The 25922-nt window shown below is 59.8% G+C and carries 22 protein-coding genes; 13 read left to right on the top strand and 9 right to left on the bottom strand.

The features are described 5' to 3' along the window. Window positions 1-172 precede the first annotated feature (172 nt). The 7 genes from HQN82_RS08440 to HQN82_RS08410 all read left to right on the top strand — a co-directional run bounded on the left by HQN82_RS08440 (window position 173) and on the right by HQN82_RS08410 (window position 8715). Window positions 173-1687, top strand: coding sequence for an amino acid permease (locus tag HQN82_RS08440; RefSeq protein ID WP_112766581.1), 1515 nt, complete (start codon window positions 173-175; stop codon window positions 1685-1687). 64 nt (window positions 1688-1751) lie between these two features. Further along, a complete protein-coding gene (locus HQN82_RS08435; RefSeq protein WP_006697733.1) occupies window positions 1752-3119 on the top strand; it encodes a glutamine synthetase family protein in 1368 nt (455 codons plus the stop codon). 18 nt (window positions 3120-3137) lie between these two features. Continuing rightward, entirely contained in the window at window positions 3138-4526 is a 1389-nt protein-coding gene (locus HQN82_RS08430) for an aldehyde dehydrogenase family protein (RefSeq protein WP_173614755.1), read from the top strand. Further along, window positions 4523-5668 carry an iron-containing alcohol dehydrogenase gene (locus tag HQN82_RS08425; RefSeq protein WP_034498788.1) on the top strand — a complete coding sequence of 382 codons (1146 nt, stop codon included), beginning with the start codon at window positions 4523-4525 and terminating at the stop codon, window positions 5666-5668. Before HQN82_RS08430 ends, HQN82_RS08425 begins: the two co-directional genes overlap by 4 nt. Before the next feature lie 286 nt (window positions 5669-5954). Continuing rightward, on the top strand, window positions 5955-6671 hold the full coding sequence (locus tag HQN82_RS08420; protein ID WP_004442847.1) for a ParA family protein: 717 nt from the start codon (window positions 5955-5957) through the stop codon (window positions 6669-6671). A 144-nt stretch (window positions 6672-6815) separates the two neighbouring features. Further along, the gene (locus tag HQN82_RS08415) at window positions 6816-7463 is read left to right on the top strand and encodes a TetR/AcrR family transcriptional regulator (RefSeq protein WP_173614754.1); all 648 of its coding nucleotides are present in this window, start codon (window positions 6816-6818) and stop codon (window positions 7461-7463) included. A 46-nt stretch (window positions 7464-7509) separates the two neighbouring features. Beyond that, window positions 7510-8715 (top strand): MFS transporter, encoded by a 1206-nt coding sequence (locus HQN82_RS08410; protein WP_173614753.1) that lies wholly within the window; start codon window positions 7510-7512, stop codon window positions 8713-8715. A gap of 58 nt (window positions 8716-8773) precedes the next feature. Here the strand turns inward: HQN82_RS08410 and HQN82_RS08405 are convergent, their stop codons facing one another. Beyond that, entirely contained in the window at window positions 8774-10159 is a 1386-nt protein-coding gene (locus HQN82_RS08405) for a L,D-transpeptidase family protein (protein WP_173614752.1), read from the bottom strand. A gap of 155 nt (window positions 10160-10314) precedes the next feature. On the opposite strand from HQN82_RS08405, the gene HQN82_RS08400 reads away from it, so the two are divergent. The 3 genes from HQN82_RS08400 to HQN82_RS08390 all read left to right on the top strand — a co-directional run bounded on the left by HQN82_RS08400 (window position 10315) and on the right by HQN82_RS08390 (window position 11994). Next, window positions 10315-11148: an aldose 1-epimerase family protein gene (locus HQN82_RS08400; RefSeq protein WP_080822954.1), complete on the top strand. Its 834-nt coding sequence runs from the start codon at window positions 10315-10317 to the stop codon at window positions 11146-11148. Between the two features lie 115 nt (window positions 11149-11263). After that, window positions 11264-11602, top strand: coding sequence for a protein tyrosine phosphatase family protein (locus tag HQN82_RS08395; protein ID WP_112766680.1), 339 nt, complete (start codon window positions 11264-11266; stop codon window positions 11600-11602). Between the two features lie 50 nt (window positions 11603-11652). Continuing rightward, window positions 11653-11994, top strand: coding sequence for a RidA family protein (locus tag HQN82_RS08390; protein ID WP_112766576.1), 342 nt, complete (start codon window positions 11653-11655; stop codon window positions 11992-11994). 269 nt (window positions 11995-12263) lie between these two features. On the opposite strand, the gene HQN82_RS08385 is transcribed toward HQN82_RS08390, so the two are convergent. From HQN82_RS08385 to HQN82_RS08370, 4 genes are all read right to left on the bottom strand, one after another. Further along, the gene (locus HQN82_RS08385; protein ID WP_112766575.1) at window positions 12264-13028 is read right to left on the bottom strand and encodes a HugZ family pyridoxamine 5'-phosphate oxidase; all 765 of its coding nucleotides are present in this window, start codon (window positions 13026-13028) and stop codon (window positions 12264-12266) included. Window positions 13029-13095: 67 nt separating this feature from the next. Next, window positions 13096-14763: a thiamine pyrophosphate-binding protein gene (locus tag HQN82_RS08380; protein ID WP_162699398.1), complete on the bottom strand. Its 1668-nt coding sequence runs from the start codon at window positions 14761-14763 to the stop codon at window positions 13096-13098. Continuing rightward, on the bottom strand, window positions 14760-15962 hold the full coding sequence (gene caiB, locus HQN82_RS08375; RefSeq protein ID WP_004442833.1) for a succinate--glutarate CoA-transferase: 1203 nt from the start codon (window positions 15960-15962) through the stop codon (window positions 14760-14762). The genes HQN82_RS08380 and caiB overlap by 4 nt, the downstream gene beginning before the upstream one ends. A 167-nt stretch (window positions 15963-16129) precedes the next feature. Then, window positions 16130-17107, bottom strand: coding sequence for an alpha/beta fold hydrolase (locus tag HQN82_RS08370; protein WP_173614751.1), 978 nt, complete (start codon window positions 17105-17107; stop codon window positions 16130-16132). A gap of 147 nt (window positions 17108-17254) precedes the next feature. Between HQN82_RS08370 and ettA the strand changes: the two genes are divergently transcribed. The 3 genes from ettA (at window position 17255) to metF (ending at window position 20972) form a co-directional block, all read left to right on the top strand. Next, window positions 17255-18904 carry an energy-dependent translational throttle protein EttA gene (gene ettA / locus HQN82_RS08365; RefSeq protein ID WP_004442830.1) on the top strand — a complete coding sequence of 550 codons (1650 nt, stop codon included), beginning with the start codon at window positions 17255-17257 and terminating at the stop codon, window positions 18902-18904. 159 nt (window positions 18905-19063) lie between these two features. Further along, window positions 19064-20077, top strand: a complete 1014-nt coding sequence (locus HQN82_RS08360) for an ArsR/SmtB family transcription factor (protein WP_173614750.1) — start codon at window positions 19064-19066, stop codon at window positions 20075-20077. 1 nt (window position 20078) lies between these two features. Further along, complete coding sequence (gene metF, locus HQN82_RS08355; protein ID WP_173614749.1) at window positions 20079-20972, top strand: methylenetetrahydrofolate reductase [NAD(P)H]; 894 nt, start codon at window positions 20079-20081, stop codon at window positions 20970-20972. A 465-nt stretch (window positions 20973-21437) separates the two neighbouring features. Here metF and HQN82_RS08350 read toward each other — a convergent pair whose 3' ends face one another. The 4 genes from HQN82_RS08350 to HQN82_RS08335 form a co-directional block, all read right to left on the bottom strand. Then, window positions 21438-22664, bottom strand: coding sequence for a lytic murein transglycosylase (locus tag HQN82_RS08350; protein WP_045531946.1), 1227 nt, complete (start codon window positions 22662-22664; stop codon window positions 21438-21440). 122 nt (window positions 22665-22786) lie between these two features. Continuing rightward, complete coding sequence (locus HQN82_RS08345) at window positions 22787-23566, bottom strand: glycoside hydrolase family 25 protein (protein WP_004442823.1); 780 nt, start codon at window positions 23564-23566, stop codon at window positions 22787-22789. Between the two features lie 231 nt (window positions 23567-23797). After that, entirely contained in the window at window positions 23798-24517 is a 720-nt protein-coding gene (locus tag HQN82_RS08340; RefSeq protein ID WP_022556612.1) for a class I SAM-dependent methyltransferase, read from the bottom strand. Beyond that, on the bottom strand, window positions 24514-25764 hold the full coding sequence (locus HQN82_RS08335) for a BtaA family protein (RefSeq protein WP_173614748.1): 1251 nt from the start codon (window positions 25762-25764) through the stop codon (window positions 24514-24516). Before HQN82_RS08335 ends, HQN82_RS08340 begins: the two co-directional genes overlap by 4 nt. Window positions 25765-25922: the final 158 nt, after the last annotated feature.

Raw genomic sequence — 25922 nt, 5'->3', positions numbered from 1 at the left:
CGTCGAAGGGAGACTGCCGCCATCCGGTCAAAGAAGCCGGAAAACGAAGCGGTACGGGAACAGCAGATGCGTGCGGCGCGATCCGGGAGTTTCCTGATGGCGCCGAAGACTGGGGCACAATCGGCCAATAACGGCTGACTGGCTTGTTTTTTTCTTATCAGGAGAGAAGGGCATGGACAGTTCATCGTCAGGCGTCAGCTACAAGAAAGCTGATGCATCCTATTTCGAAAAACGCGGACTATCCCGTTATGCGGGCGTGTGGTCGCTCTGGTCGCTTGGCGTCGGCGCGGTCATATCAGGGCATTTTTCCGGATGGAATTTCGGTTTCTCCACCGGCGGCTGGGGCGGCATGCTGGTGGCGGGCATCATCATCGCCATCATGTATCTTGGGCTGACATTCTCGATCGCCGAAATGAGCCCGGCGCTGCCACACACGGGTGCGGCCTATTCCTTCGCCCGCACGGCCATGGGCCCATGGGGCGGCTTCATCACCGGCCTTTGCGAGAATGTTGAATATGTGCTGACGCCGGCGGTCGTCGTCACCTTCATCACAGCCTATGTGAACTCGATTCTCGGCCTCGATCCGGCCTATTCACCCTTCGTGTGGATGGCGTTTTACGCTATATTCCTTGCTCTCAACGTCTTCGGGCTCGAGCTTTCCTTCAAGGTGACGCTCGTCATCACGCTGATTTCGCTCGCCGTTCTGGTGTTCTTCTGGATCAGTGCCATTCCCAATATCGATTTTTCGCGTTTTGCGCTCAACATCGGCGTCGGACCTGATGGCAAGGCGGTGGAACTGCCGGAGGGCGGTGGCTCGTTCTTCCCGTTCGGTTTTTCGGGCGTTCTCGCCACGCTGCCTTTCGCGGTCTGGCTGTTCCTCGCCATCGAGCAGCTGCCGCTCGCGGCTGAGGAATCCGTCGATCCGAAACGCGACATGCCGAAGGGAATCATCCTTGGCATGGTCACGCTGATGGTTTCGGCCTTCATGATCGTGCTGCTCAACCCGTCGCTGCCGGGCGTCGGCGCCTTCCATCTCAGCTCCTCGCTTGAGCCGCTGCTTGATGGCTTCAAGGCGATCTATGGCGATGGCGGTGTGGTGCTGCTCGGTCTCGTCGCGCTTACCGGCCTCATCGCCAGCTTCCATACGATTCTCTATGCGCAGGGTCGCCAGATCTATTCGCTGTCGCGTGCGGGTTATTTCCCGACCGTGCTGTCGATTACCCACTCGAAATACCGCACGCCATACGTGGCCAACATCACCGGCGCGATCGTCGGCCTTGCGGTCATGCTGGTCATCTGGTTTGCGCTGGGTGCGGAACAGGGCGGCAGCATCATCGGTAGCGTGCTTTTGAACATGGCTGTGTTCGGCGCGATGTTCTCCTACATCATGCAGGCGATTTCCTTCATCCTGCTTCGGAAGAACCTGCCGCATATCGAGCGGCCGTTCCGTTCGCCCTTCGGCATTCCAGGTGCGGTGCTGACTGTCATCATCGCCATCGTCACGCTGCTTTACCAGATCCAGGATCCGAACTTCACAAAGGGCGTGCTCTGGGTCGCCGTCTGGTTTGCGGTCGCCATCGCCTATTTCGCTTTCATCGGCCGTCATCGCCTCATCCTCTCGCCGGAAGAGGAATTCGCGCTGGAGCACAAGCAGGCTGCCATGGCAGCGGCGGCTGCAAAGGCCTGATGCTTAAACAAACGGGCGGCCGCATTCCGGCCGCCCGGTCACGACAATAAAGGGAACGGATAAAATGACGAGCTACACATTTGACGCGCTTAAAATGGATGTCGCCGAAGGGCGCATCGACACGGTTCTGGCCTGCCTTGTCGACATGCAGGGGCGTCTGATGGGCAAACGGTTCCAGGCTGAATTCTTCGTCGAAAGCGCCTTTGAGGAAACCCATAGCTGCAACTATGTGCTTGCCACCGATATGGAGATGGAGACCGTTCCCGGTTACAAATCCTCCAGCTGGGAGAAGGGTTACGGCGATTATGTCCTGAAGCCCGATCTTTCGACGCTGCGCCGTGTGCCGTGGCTGGAAGGCACGGCGCTGGTGCTGTGCGACGTGCTCGATCATCACACCCACGAAGAGGTTCCGCATTCGCCGCGCGCGCTTCTCAAGAAGCAGGTGGCTCGGCTGGAGGCCATGGGGCTGAAGGCCTATATGGCGACCGAACTTGAATTCTTCCTCTTCGACCAGACTTTCGACGCGGCGCGCGCCAGCGGTTACAAGGGGCTGAACCTCGCCAGCGGCTATAATGAAGATTACCACATCTTCCAGACGACCAAGGAGGAAGATGTGATGCGGGCGCTGCGCAAGGGCCTGCAGGGGGCCGGCATTCCGGTTGAAAATTCCAAGGGCGAAGCGTCCGCGGGGCAGGCGGAGATCAATGTTCGTTATGCCGATGCGCTGACCATGGCAGACAGGCACGCGATCATCAAGAACGCCACCAAGGAGATCGCGTGGTCCAAAGGCAAGGCCGTGACGTTCCTCGCCAAGTGGAACTACAATGCCGCCGGCAGTTCCTCACATATTCACCAGTCGCTGTGGAGCCTTGACGGGAAGACGCCCGCGTTCCTGGACAAAGATGCGGAGCACGGCATGTCGCAATTGATGCGGCATTATGTTGCCGGGCTGCTGGCCCACGCCAGTGAAATCACTTATTTCCTCGCCCCGTACATCAATTCCTACAAGCGTTTCATGGCGGGTACCTTCGCGCCCACAAAAGCGATCTGGAGCCTCGACAACCGCACGGCGGGATATCGCCTCTGTGGCGCCGATACCAAGGGCATCCGCATCGAATGCCGCGTGGGCGGCTCCGATCTCAATCCCTATCTCGCCATGGCCGCCCTGCTTGCAGCGGGCATTGACGGCATCGAAAATAAACTTGAACTTGAGCCCGAATTTGTCGGCGATGCCTATGGCGGCAAGGATGTGCGCGAGATACCCAAGACGCTGCGTGACGCCACCGCGTTTCTGGACGGATCGAAAATGCTGCGCAGCGCCTTTGGCGACGATGTGATCGATCATTACGTCCGCGCCGGGGCGTGGGAACAGGAAGAATACGACCGCCGCGTGACCGACTGGGAAGTGGCGCGCGGTTTCGAACGAGCCTAATCATTACGGGAAAACATCATGACCATGATCCAGAATATCTCGCCCATCGACGGCTCGGTTTATGCCGAGCGGGAGGCGATGTCGCTGGAGGCGGCACGGGCCACCGTTTCAAAGGCGCGCAAGGCGCAGAAGGACTGGGCACGACGCCCGCTTGAGGACCGCGTTCAGCTGGTTCTGAAAGGTGTCGCACGCCTCAACGAAATGGTGGACGAGGTCGTGCCGGAACTTGCCCATATGATGGGCCGTCCGGTGCGCTATGGCGGCGAGTTCAAGGGCTTCAACGAACGCTCCAACTATGTCGCCTCCATTGCAGCCGATGCGTTGGCGCCGCTCGTCATCGAGGAAAGCGGCAATTTCGAACGCCGCATCGAGCGTGAGGCGCATGGCGTGGTCTTCGTCATTGCGCCCTGGAACTATCCTTACATGACGGCGATCAACACCGTCGCGCCGGCTTTGATGTCCGGCAATACGGTCGTCATCAAACATGCGGCGCAGACGCTGCTGGTGGGCGAGCGCATGGTGCGGGCTTTTGTCGAGGCCGGTGTGCCTGACGATGTCTTCATCAATGTCTTCCTCGACCATGGCACGACCTCTGCGCTCATTTCCGAGGGCCTTTTCAACTTCGTCAACTTCACCGGTTCGGTGGAAGGCGGCCGCGCGATCGAGCGCGCCGCTGCCGGCACCTTCACCGGTCTCGGGCTTGAGCTCGGCGGCAAGGATCCCGGTTACGTCATGGAGGATGCCGACCTCGATGCCGCCGTCGATACGCTGATGGATGGCGCCACCTATAATTCCGGGCAATGCTGCTGCGGCATCGAGCGCATCTACGTCAACGAAAACCTCTATGACGCCTTTGTCGAGAAGTCGGTCGCGTGGGTGTCGAACTACAAGCTCGGCAATCCGCTGGAACAGGAAACGACGCTCGGGCCGATGGCCAACAAGCGTTTTGCCAAGGTGGTTCGTGCGCAGATTGCCGATGCCGTCTCGAAGGGGGCCAAGGCGTTGGTCGATCCAAAGCTGTTCCCTGCCGATGATGGCGAAAGCGCCTATGTCGCGCCGCAAGTCCTCGTCAACGTCGATCACTCCATGGAGTTCATGACCGAAGAAACCTTCGGCCCGGCGGTCGGCATCATGAAGGTGAAGAACGATGACGAAGCCATCGCGCTGATGAACGACAGCAAATACGGGCTGACCGCTTCGCTCTGGACACAAGATGCCGCCCGTGCCGGGCGCATCGGCCGCGAGATCGAAACCGGAACCGTGTTCATGAACCGCGCTGATTATCTCGACCCGGCGCTTTGCTGGACCGGTGTGAAGGAAACGGGCCGTGGCGGTTCGCTCTCCGTCCTCGGTTTCCAGAACCTGACCCGTCCGAAATCCTACCATCTGAAGAAAGTCACGAAATGAATATCGTCGCCAACTGGAGCTATCCCACCGCCGTCAAGCTTGGCCGTGGCCGGATCAAGGAACTGGCGGAAGCCTGCAAGACGCTTGGTATCAAGAAGCCGCTTCTCGTTACGGACCGCGGCCTTGCCAATATGGCGATTACCGCGCATGCGCTGGATGTGCTGGAAGAGGCGGGTCTCGGCCGGGCGATCTTCGCCGAGGTCGATCCGAACCCGAACGAAATCAACATGGAAGCGGGTGTGAAAGCTTATCGCGATGGCGGCCATGACGGCGTCGTCGCTTTCGGCGGCGGCTCGGGCCTCGATCTTGGCAAGACCATCGCCTTCATGGCCGGGCAGACCCGCCCGGTCTGGGATTTCGAGGATATTGGCGACTGGTGGACCCGCGCGGACGCCTCAAAGATCGCGCCCATTGTCGCGGTTCCAACGACGGCCGGCACCGGTTCGGAAGTCGGTCGCGCCAGCGTCATCACCAATTCGCAGACGCATGTGAAAAAGATCATCTTCCATCCGAAGCTCTTGCCCGGCGTCGTCATTTGCGATCCGGAGCTGACGGTTGGTATGCCGAAAGTCATCACGGCCGGCACGGGCATGGATGCTTTCGCCCATTGCCTGGAGGCCTATTCCTCGCCCTTCTATCATCCGATGAGTGCCGGTGTGGCGCTGGAGGGCCTGCGTCTCGTCAAGGAATTCCTGCCGCGCGCCTATAAGGATGGCACGGATATCGAAGCGCGCACCAACATGATGGCGGCGGCGGCCATGGGGGCGGTTGCCTTCCAGAAGGGCCTCGGCGCCATCCATTCGCTCTCGCATCCGATCGGCGCTGTCTACAACACCCATCACGGCATGACCAATGCCGTCGTCATGCCGGCCGTGCTGCGCTTCAACCGTCCTGCCATCGAGGACAAGATTGCCCGCGCCGCTGCCTATCTTGGCATTTCCGGCGGTTTCGACGGCTTTTATGACTATGTGCTGGAGCTTCGCAAGGAACTCGGCGTGCCTGAGAACCTCACCGCCATGGGCATCAAGCCGGATCGTATCGACGAACTGGCGGCGGAAGCGATCAAGGACCCGAGCTGCGGCGGCAATCCGGTGCCGATGACGCTTGAGAATACCAAGGCGCTTTTTGAGGCTTGCTTTTAAGGAGTTACCTTTGATCGCCAGGTTTGTGAGAGGCTGAGAGGGTGCCGCTTGTTTCTTCTCCCCGGCGGGGAGAAGAAACCTGCGGCGACGCTGTACCCCGCATCGGTGCCGAGCGACCATACGACCTCTAATCCACGAAGCCCGCGACGCCATCGCGGGCTTTTTGTTCCGCGGCGTAATCGTTATTAGCGTTTTATTAACCCTGTTCGTTAAGATTATGGAAAGCACCATGAAGTGCGTCGGTGCGTGAATGAGCATGAAACGGCTCTGACAAACAGGGGGTATCATGTCAGTCATCACTTTCGCCAATACCAAGGGCGGCGCCGGAAAAACCACGGCTGTGCTGCTTCTGGCGACCGAACTCGCCCGTAGCGGCCATCGGGTGACGGTTCTGGATGCCGATCCGCAATTGTGGATTTCCCGCTGGTACGAACTCTCGGGCATGGTAGAAAACCTGTCAGTGATTTCGCATGTGACGATGGCTTCGCTTGAAGGCCACATTCGCGAAAACCGGGCCAATACAGACTGTTTCATCATTGACCTGCCCGGCGCAAAAACGCCGCTTTTGACCATGGCGCTCGGTATTTCCGATCATGTTCTGATCCCGGTACAGGGATCGGCCATGGATGCGCGTGGCGCTGCCGAAGTTCTCGATCACATCGAATTCCTGAACCGCAAGATGGGCAAGGCGATCGCCCATTCCATCGTGCTGACACGGGTCAACGCCATGGTAGCAACGCGTTCGCTGTTGCTCGTCAAGATGCTGCTGGCGGAAAAGAACGTCTCCGTGCTCAACACGGCGATTGTCGAGCGGGCGGCCTATCGCGATATTTTCGACTATGGCGGCACGCTTCTCTGTCTGGATGGCAAGAAGGTTAGCAATATCGACAAGGCGGTAGAAAATGCGGCGGCCTTTGCCGAGGAAGTCATCAACCTCCTGCCGAAAAGACTTCCGAGGCGCGTTGCGCACCTGGCACGTCTCGTGACACGCAGGGCTGCCTGACCTCGCGTTGCCAATCCGGCCCGGTTGCGGCGACGGTGCGACGGTTTGGTGAAATGGGTTCCCCACAAAAATGCGGAGAAGAGGCGCCTTTACGAGGCGCTCCCGCGACCTCTTCATGGCGCTAAATTTTTGCTTGATTTGGAAATGATCGTTTCCTATATTCGGCTCATGAGCAATTTCAGCCAGCCCCATTCCCCGGAACAGCGCCATCGCGGCAGACCGCGCGAGTTCGATCTTGAACGCGCGCTCGATGGCGCGATCAAGGTATTCTCGCGGCGCGGTTATCACGCCACCTCGGTAGGCGATCTTACCGATGCGATGGAGCTGGCCCAGGGTAGCCTCTACAAGGCCTTCAAGGATAAGAAAGCCGTCTTCATCGCGACGATGGAGCGCTACAGGATCATGCAGACCGAGCGTTTCGAGGCAGCTGTGGCCGGTTTCGACACCGGTTATGAGCGGCTGAGAGCGGGGCTGATGTTTTACGCCGAACGATCCCACGGCGGTGTCGGCTCCGATGGATGTCTGGTGGTTGGTGCCGCTGCTGATCTGGCGGCACTGGACGACGACATCGCCGTTGTGGTCGAGAGGGCCGTGAAGGCGAGGGAGCGGATCGTCGCCCGCCTCGTTGCCGAAGGGCAGAAGGATGGTTCCGTGCGGTCCAAGGCTGATCCCGATGATCTTGCGCGGGCGATGCTGTGCATGATGTACGGTATGCGCGTGGTGGGAAAGACAGGGCGGAGCCTTAAAGACATGGTGGCCGTGGTGGATATTGCCATGAGGCTTGCCGAGTAATTTTGTGAATATTTAGGAAACGATTGTTTCCATATTGGAGAAAATGATGACGACGCGTGTAATTGATGGCGATGATATTCAGGCACCATCCATTTCCCCGGCTTTGACTTTCCTGCTGGCGACAGCCTGCGGATTGATCGCGGCCAACCTTTATTATGGTCAGCCGCTTGCCGGCATCATCGGTGCGGAGCTTGGTCTTTCCGCTGGCGCGACGGGGCTGATCGTGACCCTGACACAGATCGGTTACGGTGTCGGTCTGCTGTTTGTCGTGCCGCTCGGCGATCTCGTGGAAAACCGCAAGCTGGTCGTCGGCTCCGTCTCCATGGCGGTGCTTTCCCTTGCGGCCGCAGCATTCGCGCCACATGCGACGCCGTTTCTGATCGCAGCCTTCCTGGTAGGGGTCAGTTCGGTGGCGGTGCAGGTCATCGTTCCCTATGCGGCCCATATGGCGCCGCACGCCATTCGCGGGCGGGTGGTCGGCAATGTCATGAGTGGGTTGATGGCCGGCATCATGCTGGCGCGGCCGGTTTCCAGCCTTCTGTCGGAAATTGTCTCCTGGCGCGGTGTGTTTCTGACGTCTGCGGCCGTCATGGCGCTTCTTGCCGTGGTGCTTTTCCGGCTCCTGCCGACCCGTGTGCCTGAAGCGCGGCTGAGCTATGGCGCCTTGATGGCTTCGATGGGCCGGCTGGCGCTTCACACGCCGGTCCTGCGGCGGCGGGCGATCTATCATGCGTTTCTCTTCGCGGCCTTCAGCCTGTTCTGGACCACGACGCCTCTTTATCTGAGTGGGCCGCATTTCAATCTCAGCCAGGGTGAGATCGCACTCTTCGCACTGGCTGGTGCGGCCGGCACCGTCGCCGCCCCGATTGCCGGGCGGATGGCCGATCGCGGATGGACGCGGGCGGCGACATTCTTTGCACTGCTGGCGGTAGCACTCTCTTTCGCCGTCACGCATCTTGCGCCCGAGGGATCGCATCTGGCGCTCGCCATTCTTGTCATTGCCGCAATCGTTCTGGATTTCGGTGTCACCACCAATCTGGTGCTTGGGCAGCGGGCGATCTTCACGCTGGGGGCGGAATTCCGCAGCCGCCTGAACGGCATCTATATGGCGACATTTTTCATGGGCGGTGCAATTGGTTCCGCCGTTGGCGGCTGGGCCTATGCGGTTGGCGAATGGCAAGCCGCCTCCTGGATCGGCTTTGCTCTTCCGGTAGCCGCGCTGCTATATTTCCTGACGGAAAAGCGCGACTGAAACGTCATAACTAAAAAAGCCCGGACCACCGGGCTTTTTCTTTTTCTTTCCAGTCGATTTATTCCGCGAATTCGACCACCACACCGGGACGGACCATTTTCGCCAGTTCGGTGGCATCCCAGTTGGTCAGGCGAATACAGCCATGGCTGTTCGTCTTGCCGATCTTCGAGGGTTCCGGCGTGCCGTGAATGCCGTAGGTCGGCTTCGACAGGGCGATCCAGACAGTGCCGACAGGACCGTTCGGGCCGGGCGGGATCTGCAGGATCTTGTCGTTCTGACCCTGCTTGAAGTTGATCTTGGGATTATAGGTGTAGCCCGGATTGAGCGCGATACGCTCTACCGTATGGGTGCCGCTTGGCGAGGGCGTGTCCGTGGAGCCGATCGTGGCGGGATAGGCGGCAATCAGATTGCCGTCCTGCCCATAGGCGAAGACCTGCTTGATACCCTTGTGCGCAACGATGCGGGCGACCTGCCCCTTCTTCGCCTCGCCGGGATTGACGACCTTGATGATGGTGCCGGGCACGGAGAAATCGACGCCGGGGTTCAGCTCTTTCAGATAGTTCTCATCCATATGGAAGCGTTCGGCCAGCGCTTCCGAGGTCGACGTGAAGGAAAGGGCAGGAAGCTGCGATTTCTCGGCATAGTCGTCCGGGATGGAGGCCACGTAGGGGCCGGCTGCATCGGCGGCGGTGATCGTGTAATCCACAATCGGCATGCCGCCCGAGGCGCGCAGGCGTTCCAGAATGTCTTCTGAATTGTTCGGGTCGAGCTTTTCGCCCGTCATGTCTTGCCAAGCGGCTATGGCCTTGTTGACATTGTCGCCCATCTTCCCGTCGATCACGCCGGGGGAGATGCCCTCGCGGTCGAGGAAGGTCTGGAGCGCGACGATTTCCTGGCGGGAACGGTTGACCGGCGTCGTTACCGGCGTATGCCGCTCGATCAGGTGGTCCGGTTGCGGAACGGCGGCCGTGGTGCTTTCTCCCGGCATCGGCTGGCCGAGCGGGCCGCTTTCCACCGCGCCGGGGGCTGGCACGGAACCGGTGTAGAGATTCTCATCGGAGCCGTCGCCGCGATATTCGCGATAATCGCGCACGTTGCCGTTGTCCTGATAACCGTAGTCGCGCGGCGGCTCACGATACTCGCCGCCGGGGGCGGGTGGATAATAGGTGGTGTCGCGCTGGCGTACCTGCTGCCGCTGCTGGTAGCCGGAGGGCATTTCGGTGGCCAGCAGGTTGCCGTACTGGTCATAGAACACGGTACGGCCCATCGCGTCACGGCTGATGACGATGTCGCCACGTTCCGGCATGAAATCGAGAACGCGGCCATCCGGCGTAACCAGCATGGTCTGTTCGCCATAACGCTGCTGCGCGCCAGCCTGTAGCGGAGCGAAAATCGACGCCACGGCGATCGTCAGGCCCAGAGCTGCGTTAAGAAACTGTTTCACGATTCTGCTATCCCTTGCTTCGTCACCGATAAACACACCGTAATCTTGACCCTATTGTGAAAAAGATGAATTCGCGGTTAATGCAATCTTAATTTCCGTCACGGTTAGTAGCGTTTCCGTGAACCACGCGTTTTTAATGCCACAGGGAGGTTGTCTTGCGTTCGTTTCAGGCTGGCAGATCGCCACGCATTTTCCTCGATGAGACCTCCGTTTTCGATATCGGCGCCTGCGTCGTCGATGGCATAGACATCGCGCCCGGCCGCGCCATTCCCGATGATGGCGATGCGCGTATCGACCACTCGCTTGAAGGCTTTCTTTTTACCTGTGGTCCCGATCATATCCGTCATCCCGAACCGATTGATGGTGACCGCGAGGGGCGTCGATATCCCTTGCACGGCTCCTTCTCCTCGCATCCCGCAACGATCACCGCGTTCGATGTTCTCGAGTCCAATGCGCTGGCGCGCGTCGAGGTTCCCGTGAAGCTTGCCGATGGCGGCACGGCGCTGCTGGAACGGACATGGAAGATCGATGGCGAAAGCGGCGAGGTCAGCCTCGATGACAGGATCGTCAATACGTCCGGGCGGCCGATCCCAGTATTCCTGATGTACCATATGAATGTCGGCGCTCGCCTGTTTGACGATGCGGTGCGGCTTGAAGGCGCAATGCTGGATGGCGGCGGCCATGGCTGGCGTTTTGGCGAGGAGCCGGGCACTGTTTTCTGCGTGTCGGCCGGCAAGACTGAATGGGCGGAATTGAAACTCGGCCCGATTGCGGCCATTGGCGGGAAGACGCTCACGGTGCGTTTTCGCACGGAGACGCTGCCCTATCTGCAGATGTGGCGCAACCAGCAGGCACCGGCGAACGTGCTCGGCATCGAGCCGGTTTCGCATCGCTGGGTGGGGCGTAGCGAGCTTGAGGCAGCCGGTGAGTTCAATATTCTTCAGCCGGGGGAAAGCCGTTCCTTCGGTCTGCGCTTTTCCATCCTCTGAGCCGTACCGAATGAAGACCGCGCATCATTGACGCATGGGATTTGACCGCTTACATCGGAGGCGGATTTCAAGGATGACGGCCAGCGGCGCGGACGCCGGTTTCAGGAGGCATGACATGGATATCAGGCGCATAGACGACGAATATTCGGTAACTGGACAGATCAGCGTCGCCGATCTGGATGAGATTAAGGCACTCGGCTTCAAGTCGATCGTCTGCCACCGCCCGGACGGCGAAGAAGACAGTCAGCCGCTTTTTGCCGATATTGCCGAGCGTGCAGAGCAGCTTGGCCTGACGATCATGCATGTGCCGGTCGGCCGCTACGGTGTCGACGCCGATGCCGTTGCCGGCATGGTGGATGCGCTCGATGAATTGCAGCGCCCGATGCTCGGCTATTGCCGTTCCGGCGCGCGCTCCACGGCGATCTACGAAAAGACCCATCACCTGCGCGGCTGATTTTTCGCGCGTCAGTCTATTTTTCAAGTGCCAATCAACAGGAGTTTTCCATGACCATCAAGCGTATCGAGCCGGGCAAGCGCATGAGCGGCGCCGTCGTTCACGGCAACACCGTTTATCTGGCCGGCCAGGTTGGCGAAGGTACGAGCGTGACGGAACAGAGCAAGTCGGCTCTCGCTGAAGTCGACCGCCTGCTGGCCGCTGCCGGTTCCGACAAGTCGAAGATCCTGCAGACCATCATCTACCTCTCCGACATGTCCACCTTCGGCGAAATGAACACTGTCTGGGAAGGCTGGATCGACCCGGCAAACCCGCCGGCCCGCGCCACCAGCGAAGCCGCGCTGGCAACGCCGGATTACAAGGTTGAATTCATCGTCACCGCTGCTCTCTGAGCATCAGTCTGATCTTTAAGAAAAGGCCGGGTCGCGGAATGCGGTCGGGCCTTTTTTGATGGGATGGGGTCAAAAACTCGCCCCATCATGCCGGGCTTGACCCGGCATCCAGCCACGGCGCGTCTGCGCCGTGAAAAGAGTCTTTCGCGATCAAGGACTTGATCGCGCTGGACCCCGGATCTAGTCCGGGGTGACGGCGCGGCGCGGCGACATGGCCACAAAATGCCAAGTAGAAGCAATTTTCATGTTTTTTGAATCGCTTGCGTCCGTCACCTCACCGGCGAAGCAAGCGCCTTCTCAAACTGCTTCAACGTCTCCACCCGCTCCGCAAACCATAGTCGCGCCAGATCATTTGCCGAGGCGAAATCGATACCATCCGGATCGATGGAGGTGATCGTCCAGCGGCCAGCCTTTGCGCCAGCTAGAACGGCGAGCCGAGCTGCTTCGCCCTTGATGGCGTTAAGGCGGGTCGCTTCGCTTTCCGCCGCCGCCATCAGTTCTTCTGCGCCTGACAGATCGGTGCGCAGATCGGCGGGGATGATATTGCTGGCGTTGCGGGCCGGGCCGCCATTAATCTGCACGCCTTCCGTCCGCAGCCGGTAAAGCCTTGTGTCGGGAAGGGAGAGATAAAGTTTCGCTTTGGGGTAGCGGGCAATGTAGCGCGCGATGGCGATCGGCACTTCATCCGGGCTGATTTGTTCCGCCCTGCCCACCAGTGTGAGGCGCGGCAGCGTCAGCGCGTCACCCTTGCCGAAAGGGGCGAGTGTCAGCGAGATACGCGAATCGCTTTCCATGTTGCGGGCGTGCAGCGTCAGCCCGGCCGCGAAGAAGAACGGCGTGCCATCCGGCTCGATGCCGATATTGGTCGCGGTTGTATAGGGATAACCGCTGACGGGATCGAGCGTCGCAAGTGCTGCCGTGCGGGACGTGTGCAGCACATCGCGGGCCACGCGCACTGCCTCGAAAGGCGCGCCGGCCGAGGGCTCGATCTTCGCGCCGCGTGGGGTGATGACGGGAGGGGCTGTAACCGGCATGGCGTTTCCTAAGCTGTGAGTCACAGTCAGGATTTACACCATGCCGAAGCCATGTCCATGCGCGTTATCAGCTTCGGGTTCTGATCTGCGTCAGGGTACGCGTCGGCGTGATCGCTTCCGCATCCAGCTTCACCTCGATGATCGCCGGTTTGCGGCTTGCCCGTGCCCGTTCGAAGGCGGCGGCGAAGTCTTGCGTTCTTTCCACCGTTTCGCCGTGTCCGCCATAGGCTTTGGCAAAGGCGTTGAAATCCGGATTGACGAGATCGGTGCCGCTGACACGACCGGGATATTCCCGCTCCTGATGCATGCGGATCGTGCCATAGGTGCCGTTATTGACCAGCACGGTGATGATTGGCAGCCCGTAACGCACGGCGGTGATGAATTCCTGCCCGTGCATCATGAAGCAGCCGTCACCGGCAAAGCAGATCACCTCGCGCTCCGGGAACAGGTGCTTGGCGGCCACCGCCGCCGGCAGGCCGTAACCCATGGAGCCTGATGTCGGGGCCGATTGCGTGTTGAAGCGGCGGAAGCGGTGGAAGCGGTGCAGCCAGGTGGCGTAATTGCCGGCGCCATTGGTGAAGATGGCGTCTTCAGCAACGTTCGCCTCGATCCAGTCCATGATCGGACCCATCTGCACGGCGCCGGGGCCTGTCTGCGGCGGCGTTGACCATTTGAGATAGGCCTCATGCATTGAGGCCGTGCGATCGGCCCAGGCGGCATTGCCGGCAAGATCGATGGAGGCAAGGGCGGCAACGAAATCGTTCGGGGAGGCGCAGATAGCGAGGTCCGGCCGATAGACGCGGCCAAGCTCTTCCGCCTCCGGATAGATATGGATGAGCTTCTGCGACGGGTAGGGAATATCGAGCAGCGTATAACCGGAGGAGGGCATTTCGGAGAGGCGGCCACCGAGCAGCACCACGAGGTCGGCTTCCTTGATTTCCCTGGCCAGTGCCGGGTTGATGCCGATGCCGACATCGCCTGCGTAGGAGGGGCTCAGATGATCAAACAGCATCTGGCGGCGGAATGAACAGCCCACGGGAAGTTTGTGCTTTTCCGCAAAAGCCTTGAAGCCCGTGACGCTTTCCTCGGACCAGCGGGTGCCGCCGGCGATGAAGACCGGGCGTTTTGCCTCGCCCAGCATTTTGGCGAAGGCGGCCATTTGCGACAGGCCTGGATGTGCCTCGACGGGCGTATAGGGCTTTGCCTCGGGAGCTTCGACCTCTTCCACCAGCATGTCTTCGGGCAGCGTCAGCACCACGGGGCCGGGGCGGCCGGAAGTGGCGACGGCAAAAGCGCGGGTAACGAATTCGGGAATGCGGCGGGCATCATCGATCTCGCCCACCCATTTTGCGAATTCGGTAAAGGCGCGGCGATATTCCACTTCCTGAAAGGCCTCGCGCTCGCGGGCATCCCGCTGCACCTGACCGATGAACAGGATCATCGGAATGGAATCCTGCCTTGCAATGTGCAGGCCGGCCGAAGCATTTGTGGCACCGGGGCCACGGGTCACCATGCAGATGCCAGGCTCGCCCGTCAGCCGCCCCCAGGTATCGGCCATCATGGCTGCGCCGCCTTCCTGACGGCAGACCACGGTTTCGATGCCGCTTTCATAAAGCGCATCCAGAACGGCCAGATAGCTTTCGCCCGGAACGCAGGAAACGCGGGAGACACCATTGGCCTTCAGCGCTTCGACGATCAATTGCCCGCCTGTTCTTTTCATTCCGGCTGCAGTCATGGCGTCGTGGTCCTTTCGATGTTTTCCAGTTCGGCCAGCACCTGCGCCTGATGTTCGCCGAGCTTAGGGCTCGGGCGTTCATAACGCAGCGGCGTCTGAGACATGATAATGGGTGTGCGGACACCGGGGATGACAGTGCCGTCTTCCGCCTCCAGATCGATACGGAGGCCGCGTGCCTTCACCTGCGGATCCGCGAACATTTCCTCGATGGAATTGATCGGTCCGGCGGGAACGGCGTTCTTCTCGCAGGCGGTCAGAAGATCGCGCTTCTGCCATTTCAGCGTCTCCGTGGAAACGATCTGCCGCACCTCGACCTTATGCGCCACGCGGGCCTTGTTTGTCGCGTATCGCTCGTCATCGGCGATCGCGCCGATGCCGAGGATATTGCAGAGGCGGCGGAACTGACCGTCATTGCCGACCGCGAGGATCAGGAAGCCGTCGGCCGTTGGCACCACCTCATAGGGGGAGATATTCGGGTGGGCGTTGCCGAGCCGGACGGGAGGCCTGCCGGAGATCAGGTAATTCATGTTCTGGTTGGCGAGAACGGCCGATTGCACATCGAGAAGCGCCATGTCGATATGCTGGCCTTCGCCAGATCGAATGGCGTGGATCAGGGCCGCCTGAATGGCTGATACGGAATAGATGCCGGTGAAGATATCGGCAACCGCCACGCCCGCCTTCATCGGCTGTCCGTCGGCTTCGCCCGTAATCGACATGAAGCCGGACATGCCCTGCACGATATAATCGTATCCGGCGAGATCGGCATAGGGCCCGGTCTGGCCGAAGCCGGTGATCGAGCAATAGATCAGCTTCGGATTGAGCGCCCTGAGGCTTTCGTAATCGAGGCCATATTTTGCAAGTCCGCCGCGCTTGAAATTCTCGATGACGACATCGGCGGTGCGCACCAGCCGGCGCACCAGTTCGCAGCCCTCGGGTGTTTTGAGATCGGCGACGATGGAGCGTTTGCCGCGATTGGTGGCGTGGTAATAGGCGGCGGAGAGGTTTTCTCCGTCATTGCTCTCAACGAAGGGCGGTCCCCATGCGCGTGTATCATCGCCGCCTTCGGGGTTTTCGACCTTGATAACGTCTGCGCCCATATCGGCCAGCATCTGCCCCGCCCAGGGACCGGCGAGAACACGCGCCAATTCGATGACGCGGATGCCCGATAGCGGCGGTTTCCTGTTCGGCTTGTCGGTCATCTATCCCCCGGTACTTGGTGTCTGCCGGTTTATAGACCGCTGCTTGCCGCGTCGCATGTGATTTTATCTCATGGACTTATTCCGTTTTGGAACGGCACTAAACTGGGGCTGATACGGCAGCTTCGACATTCGGTATTTTGAGAGTCCCCTAATTCCGTCATTCCGGCTCAAGGCCGGAATGACGGGGAAGGCGTTTTACTGTCATCCACGACGCGGCCGCACCAGGCGGCAAAATCCGCCGCGACGGCCTGCCAGCCGATTTCGTTCAGCGTCTCGTGCCGCATGCCCTTGTAAATCGTGTGCTCGACACGGCTGAAGCCCGCCTCCCGGAAACGTTCGGCAAGCCACACGATCTCCCTGCCGTCGTTGGTCGCGGCGTCCTCATCACCGCTCACCAGCAAAAGCGGCAAAGCCTTCGGCAGACGCTCGATAAGTTTCGGGCCGCGATAGGAGAGTGCAAAGACATCCTGCCAGAGGGAAACGCTCGCCTCGAACTGGCAGAGCGGGTCTTCCACATAGGTGTCCACCGCCGCCTTGTCGTGGCTCAGCCAGTCCGCATGGGTGCGCTTTTCCGGCATTTTCGCGTTCCAGGCGCGGAAAGTGGCTTTCGGCAGGATGGCGCTCGGCACATCCGAGCCTTTCAGCATTTTTTCCAGCCGCAACACAATCTGCGCGAAACGGCCCATAAGACCGGGATTGAGATTGGAATTCCAGATCGACAGACCATCGAAGGCGTCGGGGTAACTGACAGCGGTATTGAGCGCCACGAGGCCCCCCATGGAGTGGCCGAACAGGATCACCGGCAGGCCGGGATGCCGCTCGCCGGCCAGCCGGCGCATCGCCATGACGTCGGCCACGACCTTGTCCGCGCCATCCTTCCAGGCAAAGCGGCCAAGAGGCGCATCCGCTGCTTTCGTGCGACCGTGGCCGCGATGGTCGTGGGCATAGACCTCGAAACCCTGCTGCGACATGACGTCGGCAAAACGGCGGTAACGGCCGGCATGTTCCACAAGGCCGTGGCAGATCATCAGCACGCCGCGGGCGGCAAGGGCGGAAGGTTGATGACGGAAGGCGATGGATGCGCCAGAAGGGGCTTCCAGCCTCTCAATCCGGCTGAATGCGAAGTTATCGGTCGTCTCATTCATCGTCGCACCCGTCGTCTCATCGCGCAGCGTGTCATAATCATGGGGTCATAATCGTGCCAGAGGTTGCCCCAAGGTCCTATTTACCCTACATAGCGGCAAATTTCCCGATACGTACTCTTAAAAATCCGATGTGGAGCATTCGCTACAATGGCACGTCAATTCATCTATCACATGGCTGGGCTGAACAAGTCCTATGGCGCGAAGAAGGTTCTGGAGAATGTGCATCTCTCCTTCTACCCTGACGCCAAGATCGGTATCCTCGGCCCGAACGGCGCGGGTAAGTCGACCGTTCTCAAGATCATGGCCGGCCTTGACAAGGAATATACCGGTGAGGCCTGGCTCGCTGAAGGTGCGACGCTCGGTTATCTCGAGCAGGAGCCGAAGCTCGACGAAAACAAGACCGTGATGCAAAACGTCATGGAAGGCGTGGCGAGCAAGACGGCGATCGTTGACCGCTACAACGAGCTGATGATGAACTATTCCGACGAAACGGCGGAAGAGGGCGCGAAGCTTCAGGACATCATCGACAGCCAGAACCTGTGGGACCTCGAAAATCAGGTCGAAATGGCCATGGACGCCCTGCGCTGCCCGCCCGGCGATTCGCCGGTGACCGGCCTTTCGGGTGGTGAGCGCCGCCGCGTGGCACTGTGCCGTTTGCTGCTGTCGCAGCCGGACCTGCTGCTGCTCGACGAACCGACCAACCATCTGGACGCTGAAACCATCGCCTGGCTCGAAAAGCACCTGCGCGACTATCCCGGCGCCGTGATGATGATCACCCACGACCGCTACTTCCTCGACAACGTGACGGGCTGGATTCTCGAGCTCGATCGTGGTCGCGGCATTCCTTACGAGGGCAATTACTCCGCTTATCTGCAGGCGAAAGCCAAGCGCATGCAGCAGGAAGCCCGCGAAGATGCTTCGCGTCAGAAGGCCATCAGCCGCGAACAGGAATGGATCGCCTCCAGCCCCAAGGCCCGCCAGACGAAGTCCAAGGCGCGTATCAAGGCCTATGACGAGCTGGTGGAAGCAGCGGAAAACCGCCGTCCCGGCGATGCGCAGATCGTCATTCCGGTCGCCGAGCGTCTGGGCCGCGTCGTCATCGAGGCTGAGAACCTCACCAAATCCTATGGCGACCGCGTGCTGATTGAGAACCTGTCCTTCAAGCTGCCCCCGGGCGGTATTGTGGGCGTCATCGGCCCGAACGGCGCCGGTAAGACGACGTTGTTCAAAATGATCACCGGTCAGGAAAAGCCTGATAGCGGCTCGGTGACTGTTGGTGACACCGTTCAGCTCGGTTACGTCGACCAGAGCCGTGACGCGCTGGCGGGTGACAAGACCGTGTGGGAAGAAATCTCCGGCGGCAACGACATCATCAAGCTCGGCAAGTTCGAAGTGAACTCGCGCGCCTATTGCGGCGCCTTCAACTTCAAGGGCGGCGATCAGCAACAGAAGGTCGGCAACCTCTCGGGTGGTCAGCGCAACCGCGTGCACCTTGCCAAGATGCTGAAGGCGGGCGGCAACGTACTGCTGCTCGACGAACCGACCAACGACCTTGATACGGAAACGCTGGCGGCACTTGAAGAAGCTCTGGAAGCCTTCGCCGGCTGCGCCGTTATCATCAGCCACGACCGCATGTTCCTGGACCGCCTCGCGACCCACATTCTCGCTTTCGAGGGTGACAGCCACGTGGAATGGTTCGAAGGCAACTTTGAAGACTACGAAAAGGACAAGGTCCGTCGCCTCGGCCCGGAAAGCATCAAGCCCGGCCGCGTGAGCTACAAGCGTCTGACACGCTGATCCGTTTGTCATCACTTCAAAAAGGCCCGCCGCAAAGCGGGCCTTTCTCCGTGTAATAAGTGGAGATGATCGTCTCGCGCGGCACTTTGCGCTTGCATCTCGCGCCGCATCGACATAAAGATATCTTTATATCTTGATTAGCTTGCGAGGCGCGGCAGAGTGGCGTTCGGTCTGGACAAATTGGTGGATCTCCTGAAGGCGGCGGGTGAGCCGACGCGCTTCCGGTTGCTGGCGCTTCTTTCGGCCGGCGATCTGACGGTGACCGACCTTACCGAAATCCTTGGCCAGTCGCAGCCGCGTATCTCCCGTCACCTCAAGCTTTTGACGGAAGAGGGGCTGATCGAGCGTTATCAGGAAGGTGCGTGGGCCTATTTTCGCTTGCGGCAGGATGGCGAGCCTGCGGGTGTCGTTCGGCAGTTGCTTGCAGCGGCCTCGCCTTCCGACGCGGTTCTTCAGCGTGACAGTGAGCGACTGGCCGCCGTCAAGCGGGTGAGGGCGGAGCGGGCGCAGGATTATTTCAGCCGTAATGCGTCCGCCTGGGACGAACTGCGTCGCCTGCATGTCAGCGACGAAGCCGTGGAAGGCGCGCTGCTGAAGCTGGTGGGCACCACGCCCGTCGATTCGCTGCTCGATCTCGGCACGGGCACCGGCCGTATCCTGCAGCTTCTGAGCGGCATTTATCGCCGTGCCATCGGCGTGGATGCGAGCCGCGACATGCTTTCGGTGGCACGCGCCAATCTGGACAAGGCGGGCGTGGTGAACGCCTCTGTGCGCCATGGCGATATTCTCAATCTGCCGCTCGAGGGACAGGATTTCGATCTGATTGCCATCCATCAGGTGCTGCATTTCCTCGACCAGCCCGAGATCGCCCTTTCGGAAGCCGCGCGTATGCTGCGTCCGGGCGGTCGGTTGATCGTCATCGATCTTGCGCCGCATTCCTTTGAATATCTGCGCGACGAACACGCGCATGTGCGGCTAGGCTTCTCGCACCCGCTGATGGAAGAGTGGATGAAGAAGGCCGGGCTTTCTCTGGAGCGCGCCGTCGATCTGCATTCTGAAAAGGCGTCCGACGAAGCTCTGGACGTCACGATCTGGGTTGCCCGCGACCAGCGGCTGCTGATGGCAGACGATGTGGCGCAAGAGGCGGTTTTACTTCGCTCCGGGAGGGCATGATATGTTGAGGTCGGAAACCGCACGCCGTGATGGCGACATCCGGTTGTCTTTCGAATTTTTCCCGCCCAAGAACGCCGAGATGGAAACCCAGCTATGGGAAACGGTTGCCGAGCTCAAGAAGTGGAACCCGGATTTCGTCTCCGTCACCTACGGTGCCGGTGGTTCCACCAAGGCGCCGACGCTGGACGCGGTGCGCCGGATGATCGGTGACAGCCACCTGGCGACGGCCGCACATCTGACCTGCGTGGACGCGAGCCGCGATGAGGTGCACCAGGTCGTCGACGAGTTCCGTAATGCGGGCGTTCGTCATTTCGTGGCGCTGCGCGGTGATCCCTCCACCGGTATCGGCACGGCTTACCAGCCGCATCCGCAGGGTTACGAGAACGCCGCAGCGCTGGTAAAGGGCCTCAAGGAGCTGGGCGACTTTGAGATTTCCGTCTCCGCCTATCCTGAAAAGCATCCGGAAAGCGCAAGTGAAGCTGTTGATATCGACATGCTGAAGCGTAAGGCGGATAATGGCGCTACCCGGGCGCTGACGCAGTTCTTCTTCGATAATGACGTGTTCGAACGTTACATCGAACGGGTTACGGCGGCGGGGATCACCATTCCGGTGGTTCCAGGCATCATGCCGATCCAGAATCTCACCCAGCTCAAGCGTTTCGCCGGACGTTGCGGCACAAGCATTCCTGCGTTTCTGGATGAGCGTTTTGAAGGCTATGACGAGGATCTGGAGGGCCGCGCCCGCGTGGCTGCAGAGGTTGCGGCCGAGCAGATCGCCGATCTCCAGCGGCGCGGCGTCAGTGAGTTCCACCTCTATACCATGAACCGCGCGCCGCTGGTTGATGCCGTGCTTGAAAATCTGGGCCTGGAGCGTCTGCGCCGCAGCGCCGCGTGATTTCAGCCAGTCTATTTTCGGACAGAAAAAAGCGCAGGTCCCTCGGGGCCTGCGCTTTTTAAATTCGTGTCATCTACGGTTCTTCACTGCGTTTGGTCTTCACGTCTCGTCAGATGAAAAGCATCATCGCTACGAACAAAAACGCCAAACCGACTGCCAAGGCATTGAGAGATTTTGTAAGTCCCATGGGTGCCTCCTCTTGTTGACAGCTTCGATAATATGACCGTTTTGTGGCAGTTGAAAAGCGGTTTTTGTGATGCGGTGCAGCACGTCTTTCAGGGCCTCAAAAAAGGAATTTCCGTAATTATCTGAAAATGAATGGTTATTTTCTTATCCCGCAGTGCTTCATGTGTTTAAAAAAAGTAAATGACCGGGGTTTTATCCCCAGTCATCCGGTCGAGATTAACGATTTCCGCCTTGATTCCGGCCGACAGATTAAGGGTCGGAGAGCAGCGTTAAGACAGGTTAAAGCGCCTGGAGAAGAGCTGCCGTAGGCCAGCCGTCTGCCGGCATGCCGAGGCGCTGCTGTTCCTTCTGGATGGCGACGCGGGTGCCAGAACCGAGAATTCCATCCACCTTGCCGACATTGTGGCCGCGTGCTTCGAGCTTGGTCTGAAGCTGCTTCATGGTGGCGTCATCAAAGCCGGGATCTGGGTTGCCCTTGTCATAGACCGGGCCGCCCATCAGGCGGGTAGCGAAATAGGCAGCCGAGGTCGTGTAGATGAACGACTGGTTCCATTCCAGATAGATGTTGAAGTTCGGATAGGTGAGGAAAGTCGGACCCTTGCGGCCCTGCGGCATGATGAGTGCGGCGGGAAGGGAGGCGAAGTTCTTGTTGCCATCGCGCGGGGTGACGCCAAGCGCAAACCATTCGCCGGCGGTCAGCGGGCCGCCAAGGCCAGATTTTTCCCAGGGCAGGTTCTCGGGCAGGGAAACTTCCTGAATCCAGGGTTCGCCCTTTTTGAAGCCGAGGTGCTGGATGAATTTTGCAGCCGTCAGAATGGCATCGGGCGCACTGCTCTTGACGTTGATGTGGCCGTCACCATCACCATCGACGCCGAAGGCGATGATATCCTTCGGCAGCATCTGTACCTGGCCGATTTCGCCGGCCCATGCGCCCGTATTGGTGGCAGGATCGAGATCGCCATGCTGAACCATTTCGATCAGCGCGAGCAGCTGCGGGCGGAAGAGCTCCGGGCGGCGGCAATCATGCGACAGGGTTACCAGCGCGTTGCGGGTGTTGAAATCGCCCTGAACGGCGCCAAAATCGGTCTCCATGGCCCAGAAGGCGGCAATGACGCCAGCGGGCACGCCGAACTCGTTTTCGGCGCGGGCGAAGGTGGAGGAGAGCTCCTGCAGCTTCCTGCGGCCGATATCAAGGCGGGCCTGGCTGACGGTGCGCTGCGAGAATTCGAGGAAGGTCTGGCGGAAAACGCCCTGCGCGCGGTCACGCGATAGCACCTTCTGGTCGATCTGTGCGCCCGCCAATGCCTTCTGGATCGCATCTGCCGGAATGCCCTTGGCGAGCGCATCGGCCTTGACGCCTTCAAGAAACGTACCGAGATCACCACCACAGGCGACCTGCTTGGGATCGTCAGGCGATGCAACCGGTGGCGTGGCGAGGGCTGCGCTGGAAGACAAAAGAGACAGAGCGGCGGCAAAGATGATGCTGCGCGACCGGAACGTGGGCATGGGAATTTCCTCGATAGGTTGTTAGCCCGCTTTACCCATATGTTTGCGACAAAAAAACGGATCGGGCGATCTGACGTGGTTGAACAACGCCGAATTTTGGAAAGTGTTGCTTCTTGGCCGTTCTATTTGGCCGAAGCGATCCATTTCCGCCAGTTTTTCTCGCTTCCGGCAAAGACATTGATGTCGGTCGGGCCATTTACGCCGGGTACGACGCCTGTTGCAGTGTATTGCCAGAAGGCCCATTGCCGGTCTTCATAGATCTTGGTCGGATGCGCGGCGACGGACCGCACCCAGAAATGATAGTCCTTGAACTGGCCGACGAGATTGTCGCGGTGGAAATCAACCGAGGTATAGATAATCGGACGTTTGCCGTAATGGGCTTCGATGCGGTCGAGGAAGCGCTGCATTTCGGCGCGTACGATGCCGGGAGCCGGGCGCGTCTTGCAGGTGGGGGAGGCAGGGTTCCACTCCACGTCGAGAACCGGTGGCAAAGTAACGGCGTCCTTCGGTACGTTGCGAATGAACCAGTCGGCCTGCGCGTCTGCCGTCGAGCAGAAATAATAGAAGTGGTAAGGCGCATGCAGAATATTCGCGGCTGCGGCGCTGCGCCAATGGTCGCCGAATTTCGGATCGATTCGATCCGACCCCTCCGTTGCCTTGATGAAGACGAATGACACGCCCGACTTGCGCACGGTCTGCCAGTCGACATCGCCATTCCATTTGGACACGTCGATGCCGTGCACCTCATGGCGGTGCGGGTTGTTGACGCCGAAATCCTGAGGGTCGGTATCGGAAAATTTTGGCTTGGATACGGACGCGGTTTCGAGCAGATCGTAACTCGTGGAGGTGCAGCCGCCGATCAATAGCAAAGCCGACAATAGTGCCGATAAACGCAGCCGCATTGGAACCCTGATGAAAATATTGCCCCTATACGGCCGCCAAAACGGCGCGCCGTATCTCCCGATTTACGCATAACATGGTAAACAAACTGATATGGCAAGTGGCAACGTGCTTTTTGCACCCGACAGTCGCTGGATTTGAAGCGATTTGCGCATTCATCGCCCAATAAGGCGCTGCAGGAGCCTTGACGGTGACGCCTCTCGGCGCGCGCGGGGTCCCTATGCCTTCTGCAATCAGGCGTCGGCCAGGATGCGGTGGATTTTCGGTTGCTGCGCTTCAGTGACCGGAAGGGTAATGACAGCCCGCCAGGCGTAACCACGGGCGATTTCCTCAAATTCGAGGTTGCCATCAAAACGGCCTGCCATATTGGCCAGAACATAGCGAAGATTGGCGCGGGGCGTAACATGGAAGCGCGTGAGCCAGCCGTGCAGGAGCGTGCGGAACCACTTCGGCAGCTGTTCCTGCTGGCCGAAATCGACAATATGCAGCGCGCCACCGGGTTTCAGCGCCTTGAGCGCCTGTTCCACTGCCTTTTCCCAGTCCGGTATCATCGACAGCGCATACGGAATCATGACCCGGTCGAACCCGTCGGGCTGACCGAACTCGGAGGGGCGGAAAGCGGTGGCGTCGGCCACGCGCAAAATCGGGCGTTCCGCCCTGCCGGCGAAATTCTCGGCTGCGGTCAGCAGCATTTCGGCGGAGATGTCGAGGCCGAATAGTTTGGCGTCAGGAAACCTGCGGCCGGCCAGCAGCAGGTTGCGACCGGTGCCGCAGCCGACTTCCAGGAGCGTGCCGCCCTTTGGTACGTTCAGGCCGGAAATGGTCCGGTCGCGGCCAAGAAGGTAATATTTGCGGGTGATATCGTAGATATGTCGCTGGTGGCGATACATGCGGTCCATCAGGCTCGCATGTGCACTATCTGCAAGACTTACATTCTCACCGACGGTTTTCATGCCATAGCCCTCTGGTAAATATGGAAACCGCCATAAATGGCCGAGCGGTCCAAGGCGTTGAGCTCGCTGGAGCGCTCTTCCAGATAGACCCACTGATTGCGGATATCGGGGGAAAGCCGGCCTTCGATCACGCTCTTTTCGGCTGCGGTGCGGAAGATGACGCGGGCGCCCGATGCGGCGGTGCGGCTGATCTGCGACCACAATTCGTTGAGCTGCACATCCGTCATCCAGTCCTGCGCGTCCAGGAGGATATAGCGGTCGACGGCGCTTGCCGGCTTTTTGGAGAGAAGCTCGGTGTAGGTGGCGTGATGCACGGCGACGCGCGCCGTATTGTTGCGGATTGTCTCGTAATATTCCGACTTGAGATAGGCGGGCAAAGAGCCTTCATGCGGCTCCGGATAACGGCGTGCAAAGGCCTGCCAGGCAAAATAATTGTCGCTCAGCGGAAAGTTGCAGGCGAGTTTTTCCAGCCGCTGCTTCAGAACCGAGGCAACCGTGCCGTCATCGGAAAGGCTTGCCAGTTCGTCATATTGGCGGGGCGGTATGCCGAGACCGAAGAGGGAGCTTTTGCGTTTCGTCAACCAGCGGACCACCTTCTTGTCGAAGAGCGGCGCGACCTTGCTGTCGAAAAACTGGCGCTGTTCTTCGAGCGTCCGGGTCCTGGCCATTTCGGTGAGCTTCACACCGTGCAGCCTGGCCATGAGATGGCCTGCGCCGATGAAGCGTCCGAGCAGGCCGGTGTGATAGATGTTCCTGTCAAACACCGAAATGCGACGACGGCCGGAAAGCGTGCGCTTCGACCAGTAAGCCTTGGTCGTGGCATCAAGATGGTCGGCGATGAAGCGATCGTAACCGTGGCTATTGCTGCGCATATTGGCGCGGCCGAAGTGACGCACCACGTCCTGATGGGCGGGCAGATGGCGGAAGGCGGCGAGCTTCAGCTTGTTCAGCGCAATGTGATGCGGATTGAGGTCAACCACGTCGATGCTGGCCGGGTTGCGCGAGAGATATGCCAGCATGTTGCAGCCGCCGGAACCGATGGTGACGATACGGTGACCTTCGCCCAGCTCCATCGCCTCCATGTCGATCTCGGGATCTTCCCAGATTTGCGGATAGACGAGGCCGGAGAAAAGAACGCCGAAGAACCGTTCGGAGAGGCCGCTTTTCGAGAGAGCCTTGTGCTGGAGCAATGCGGACTTCAGTTTCGTGTTCTTGCTGAAGCCGGTCTTGGGTGCCGCACTCGTCATTTGTTCACCTCTCAGTCGATTGAGAGGCGTCTACAGCCGTGACGCTACAGTTTGATGACAGGGGCTGTGGGCGAAGGTGGGGAATGATGGAGACGCTGGAAAACCAGACGGCCGGCACTGCGGGACACAAAGAACCGCCCCAGCGACGGATTGGGAGG

Source organism: Agrobacterium pusense, assembly GCF_013285525.1.
GTDB classification, from domain to species: domain Bacteria; phylum Pseudomonadota; class Alphaproteobacteria; order Rhizobiales; family Rhizobiaceae; genus Agrobacterium; species Agrobacterium pusense.
The sequence above is the reverse complement of the archived record's forward strand: the minus strand, read 5'-3'. Positions and strand labels throughout refer to the sequence as shown.

What these genes read in the sequence shown, in the direction of transcription:
- HQN82_RS08440 (WP_112766581.1), top strand. Translation starts at nt 173, where the DNA reads ATGGACAGTTCATCGTCAGGCGTCAGCTACAAGAAAGCTGATGCATCC.
- HQN82_RS08435 (WP_006697733.1), top strand. Translation starts at nt 1,752, where the DNA reads ATGACGAGCTACACATTTGACGCGCTTAAAATGGATGTCGCCGAAGGG.
- HQN82_RS08430 (WP_173614755.1), top strand. Translation starts at nt 3,138, where the DNA reads ATGACCATGATCCAGAATATCTCGCCCATCGACGGCTCGGTTTATGCC.
- HQN82_RS08425 (WP_034498788.1), top strand. Translation starts at nt 4,523, where the DNA reads ATGAATATCGTCGCCAACTGGAGCTATCCCACCGCCGTCAAGCTTGGC.
- HQN82_RS08420 (WP_004442847.1), top strand. Translation starts at nt 5,955, where the DNA reads ATGTCAGTCATCACTTTCGCCAATACCAAGGGCGGCGCCGGAAAAACC.
- HQN82_RS08415 (WP_173614754.1), top strand. Translation starts at nt 6,816, where the DNA reads ATGATCGTTTCCTATATTCGGCTCATGAGCAATTTCAGCCAGCCCCAT.
- HQN82_RS08410 (WP_173614753.1), top strand. Translation starts at nt 7,510, where the DNA reads ATGACGACGCGTGTAATTGATGGCGATGATATTCAGGCACCATCCATT.
- HQN82_RS08395 (WP_112766680.1), top strand. Translation starts at nt 11,264, where the DNA reads ATGGATATCAGGCGCATAGACGACGAATATTCGGTAACTGGACAGATC.
- HQN82_RS08390 (WP_112766576.1), top strand. Translation starts at nt 11,653, where the DNA reads ATGACCATCAAGCGTATCGAGCCGGGCAAGCGCATGAGCGGCGCCGTC.
- HQN82_RS08385 (WP_112766575.1), bottom strand. Translation starts at nt 13,028, where the DNA reads ATGCCGGTTACAGCCCCTCCCGTCATCACCCCACGCGGCGCGAAGATC.
- HQN82_RS08380 (WP_162699398.1), bottom strand. Translation starts at nt 14,763, where the DNA reads ATGACTGCAGCCGGAATGAAAAGAACAGGCGGGCAATTGATCGTCGAA.
- caiB (WP_004442833.1), bottom strand. Translation starts at nt 15,962, where the DNA reads ATGACCGACAAGCCGAACAGGAAACCGCCGCTATCGGGCATCCGCGTC.
- HQN82_RS08370 (WP_173614751.1), bottom strand. Translation starts at nt 17,107, where the DNA reads ATGAATGAGACGACCGATAACTTCGCATTCAGCCGGATTGAGAGGCTG.
- ettA (WP_004442830.1), top strand. Translation starts at nt 17,255, where the DNA reads ATGGCACGTCAATTCATCTATCACATGGCTGGGCTGAACAAGTCCTAT.
- metF (WP_173614749.1), top strand. Translation starts at nt 20,079, where the DNA reads ATGTTGAGGTCGGAAACCGCACGCCGTGATGGCGACATCCGGTTGTCT.
- HQN82_RS08350 (WP_045531946.1), bottom strand. Translation starts at nt 22,664, where the DNA reads ATGCCCACGTTCCGGTCGCGCAGCATCATCTTTGCCGCCGCTCTGTCT.
- HQN82_RS08345 (WP_004442823.1), bottom strand. Translation starts at nt 23,566, where the DNA reads ATGCGGCTGCGTTTATCGGCACTATTGTCGGCTTTGCTATTGATCGGC.
- HQN82_RS08340 (WP_022556612.1), bottom strand. Translation starts at nt 24,517, where the DNA reads ATGAAAACCGTCGGTGAGAATGTAAGTCTTGCAGATAGTGCACATGCG.
- HQN82_RS08335 (WP_173614748.1), bottom strand. Translation starts at nt 25,764, where the DNA reads ATGACGAGTGCGGCACCCAAGACCGGCTTCAGCAAGAACACGAAACTG.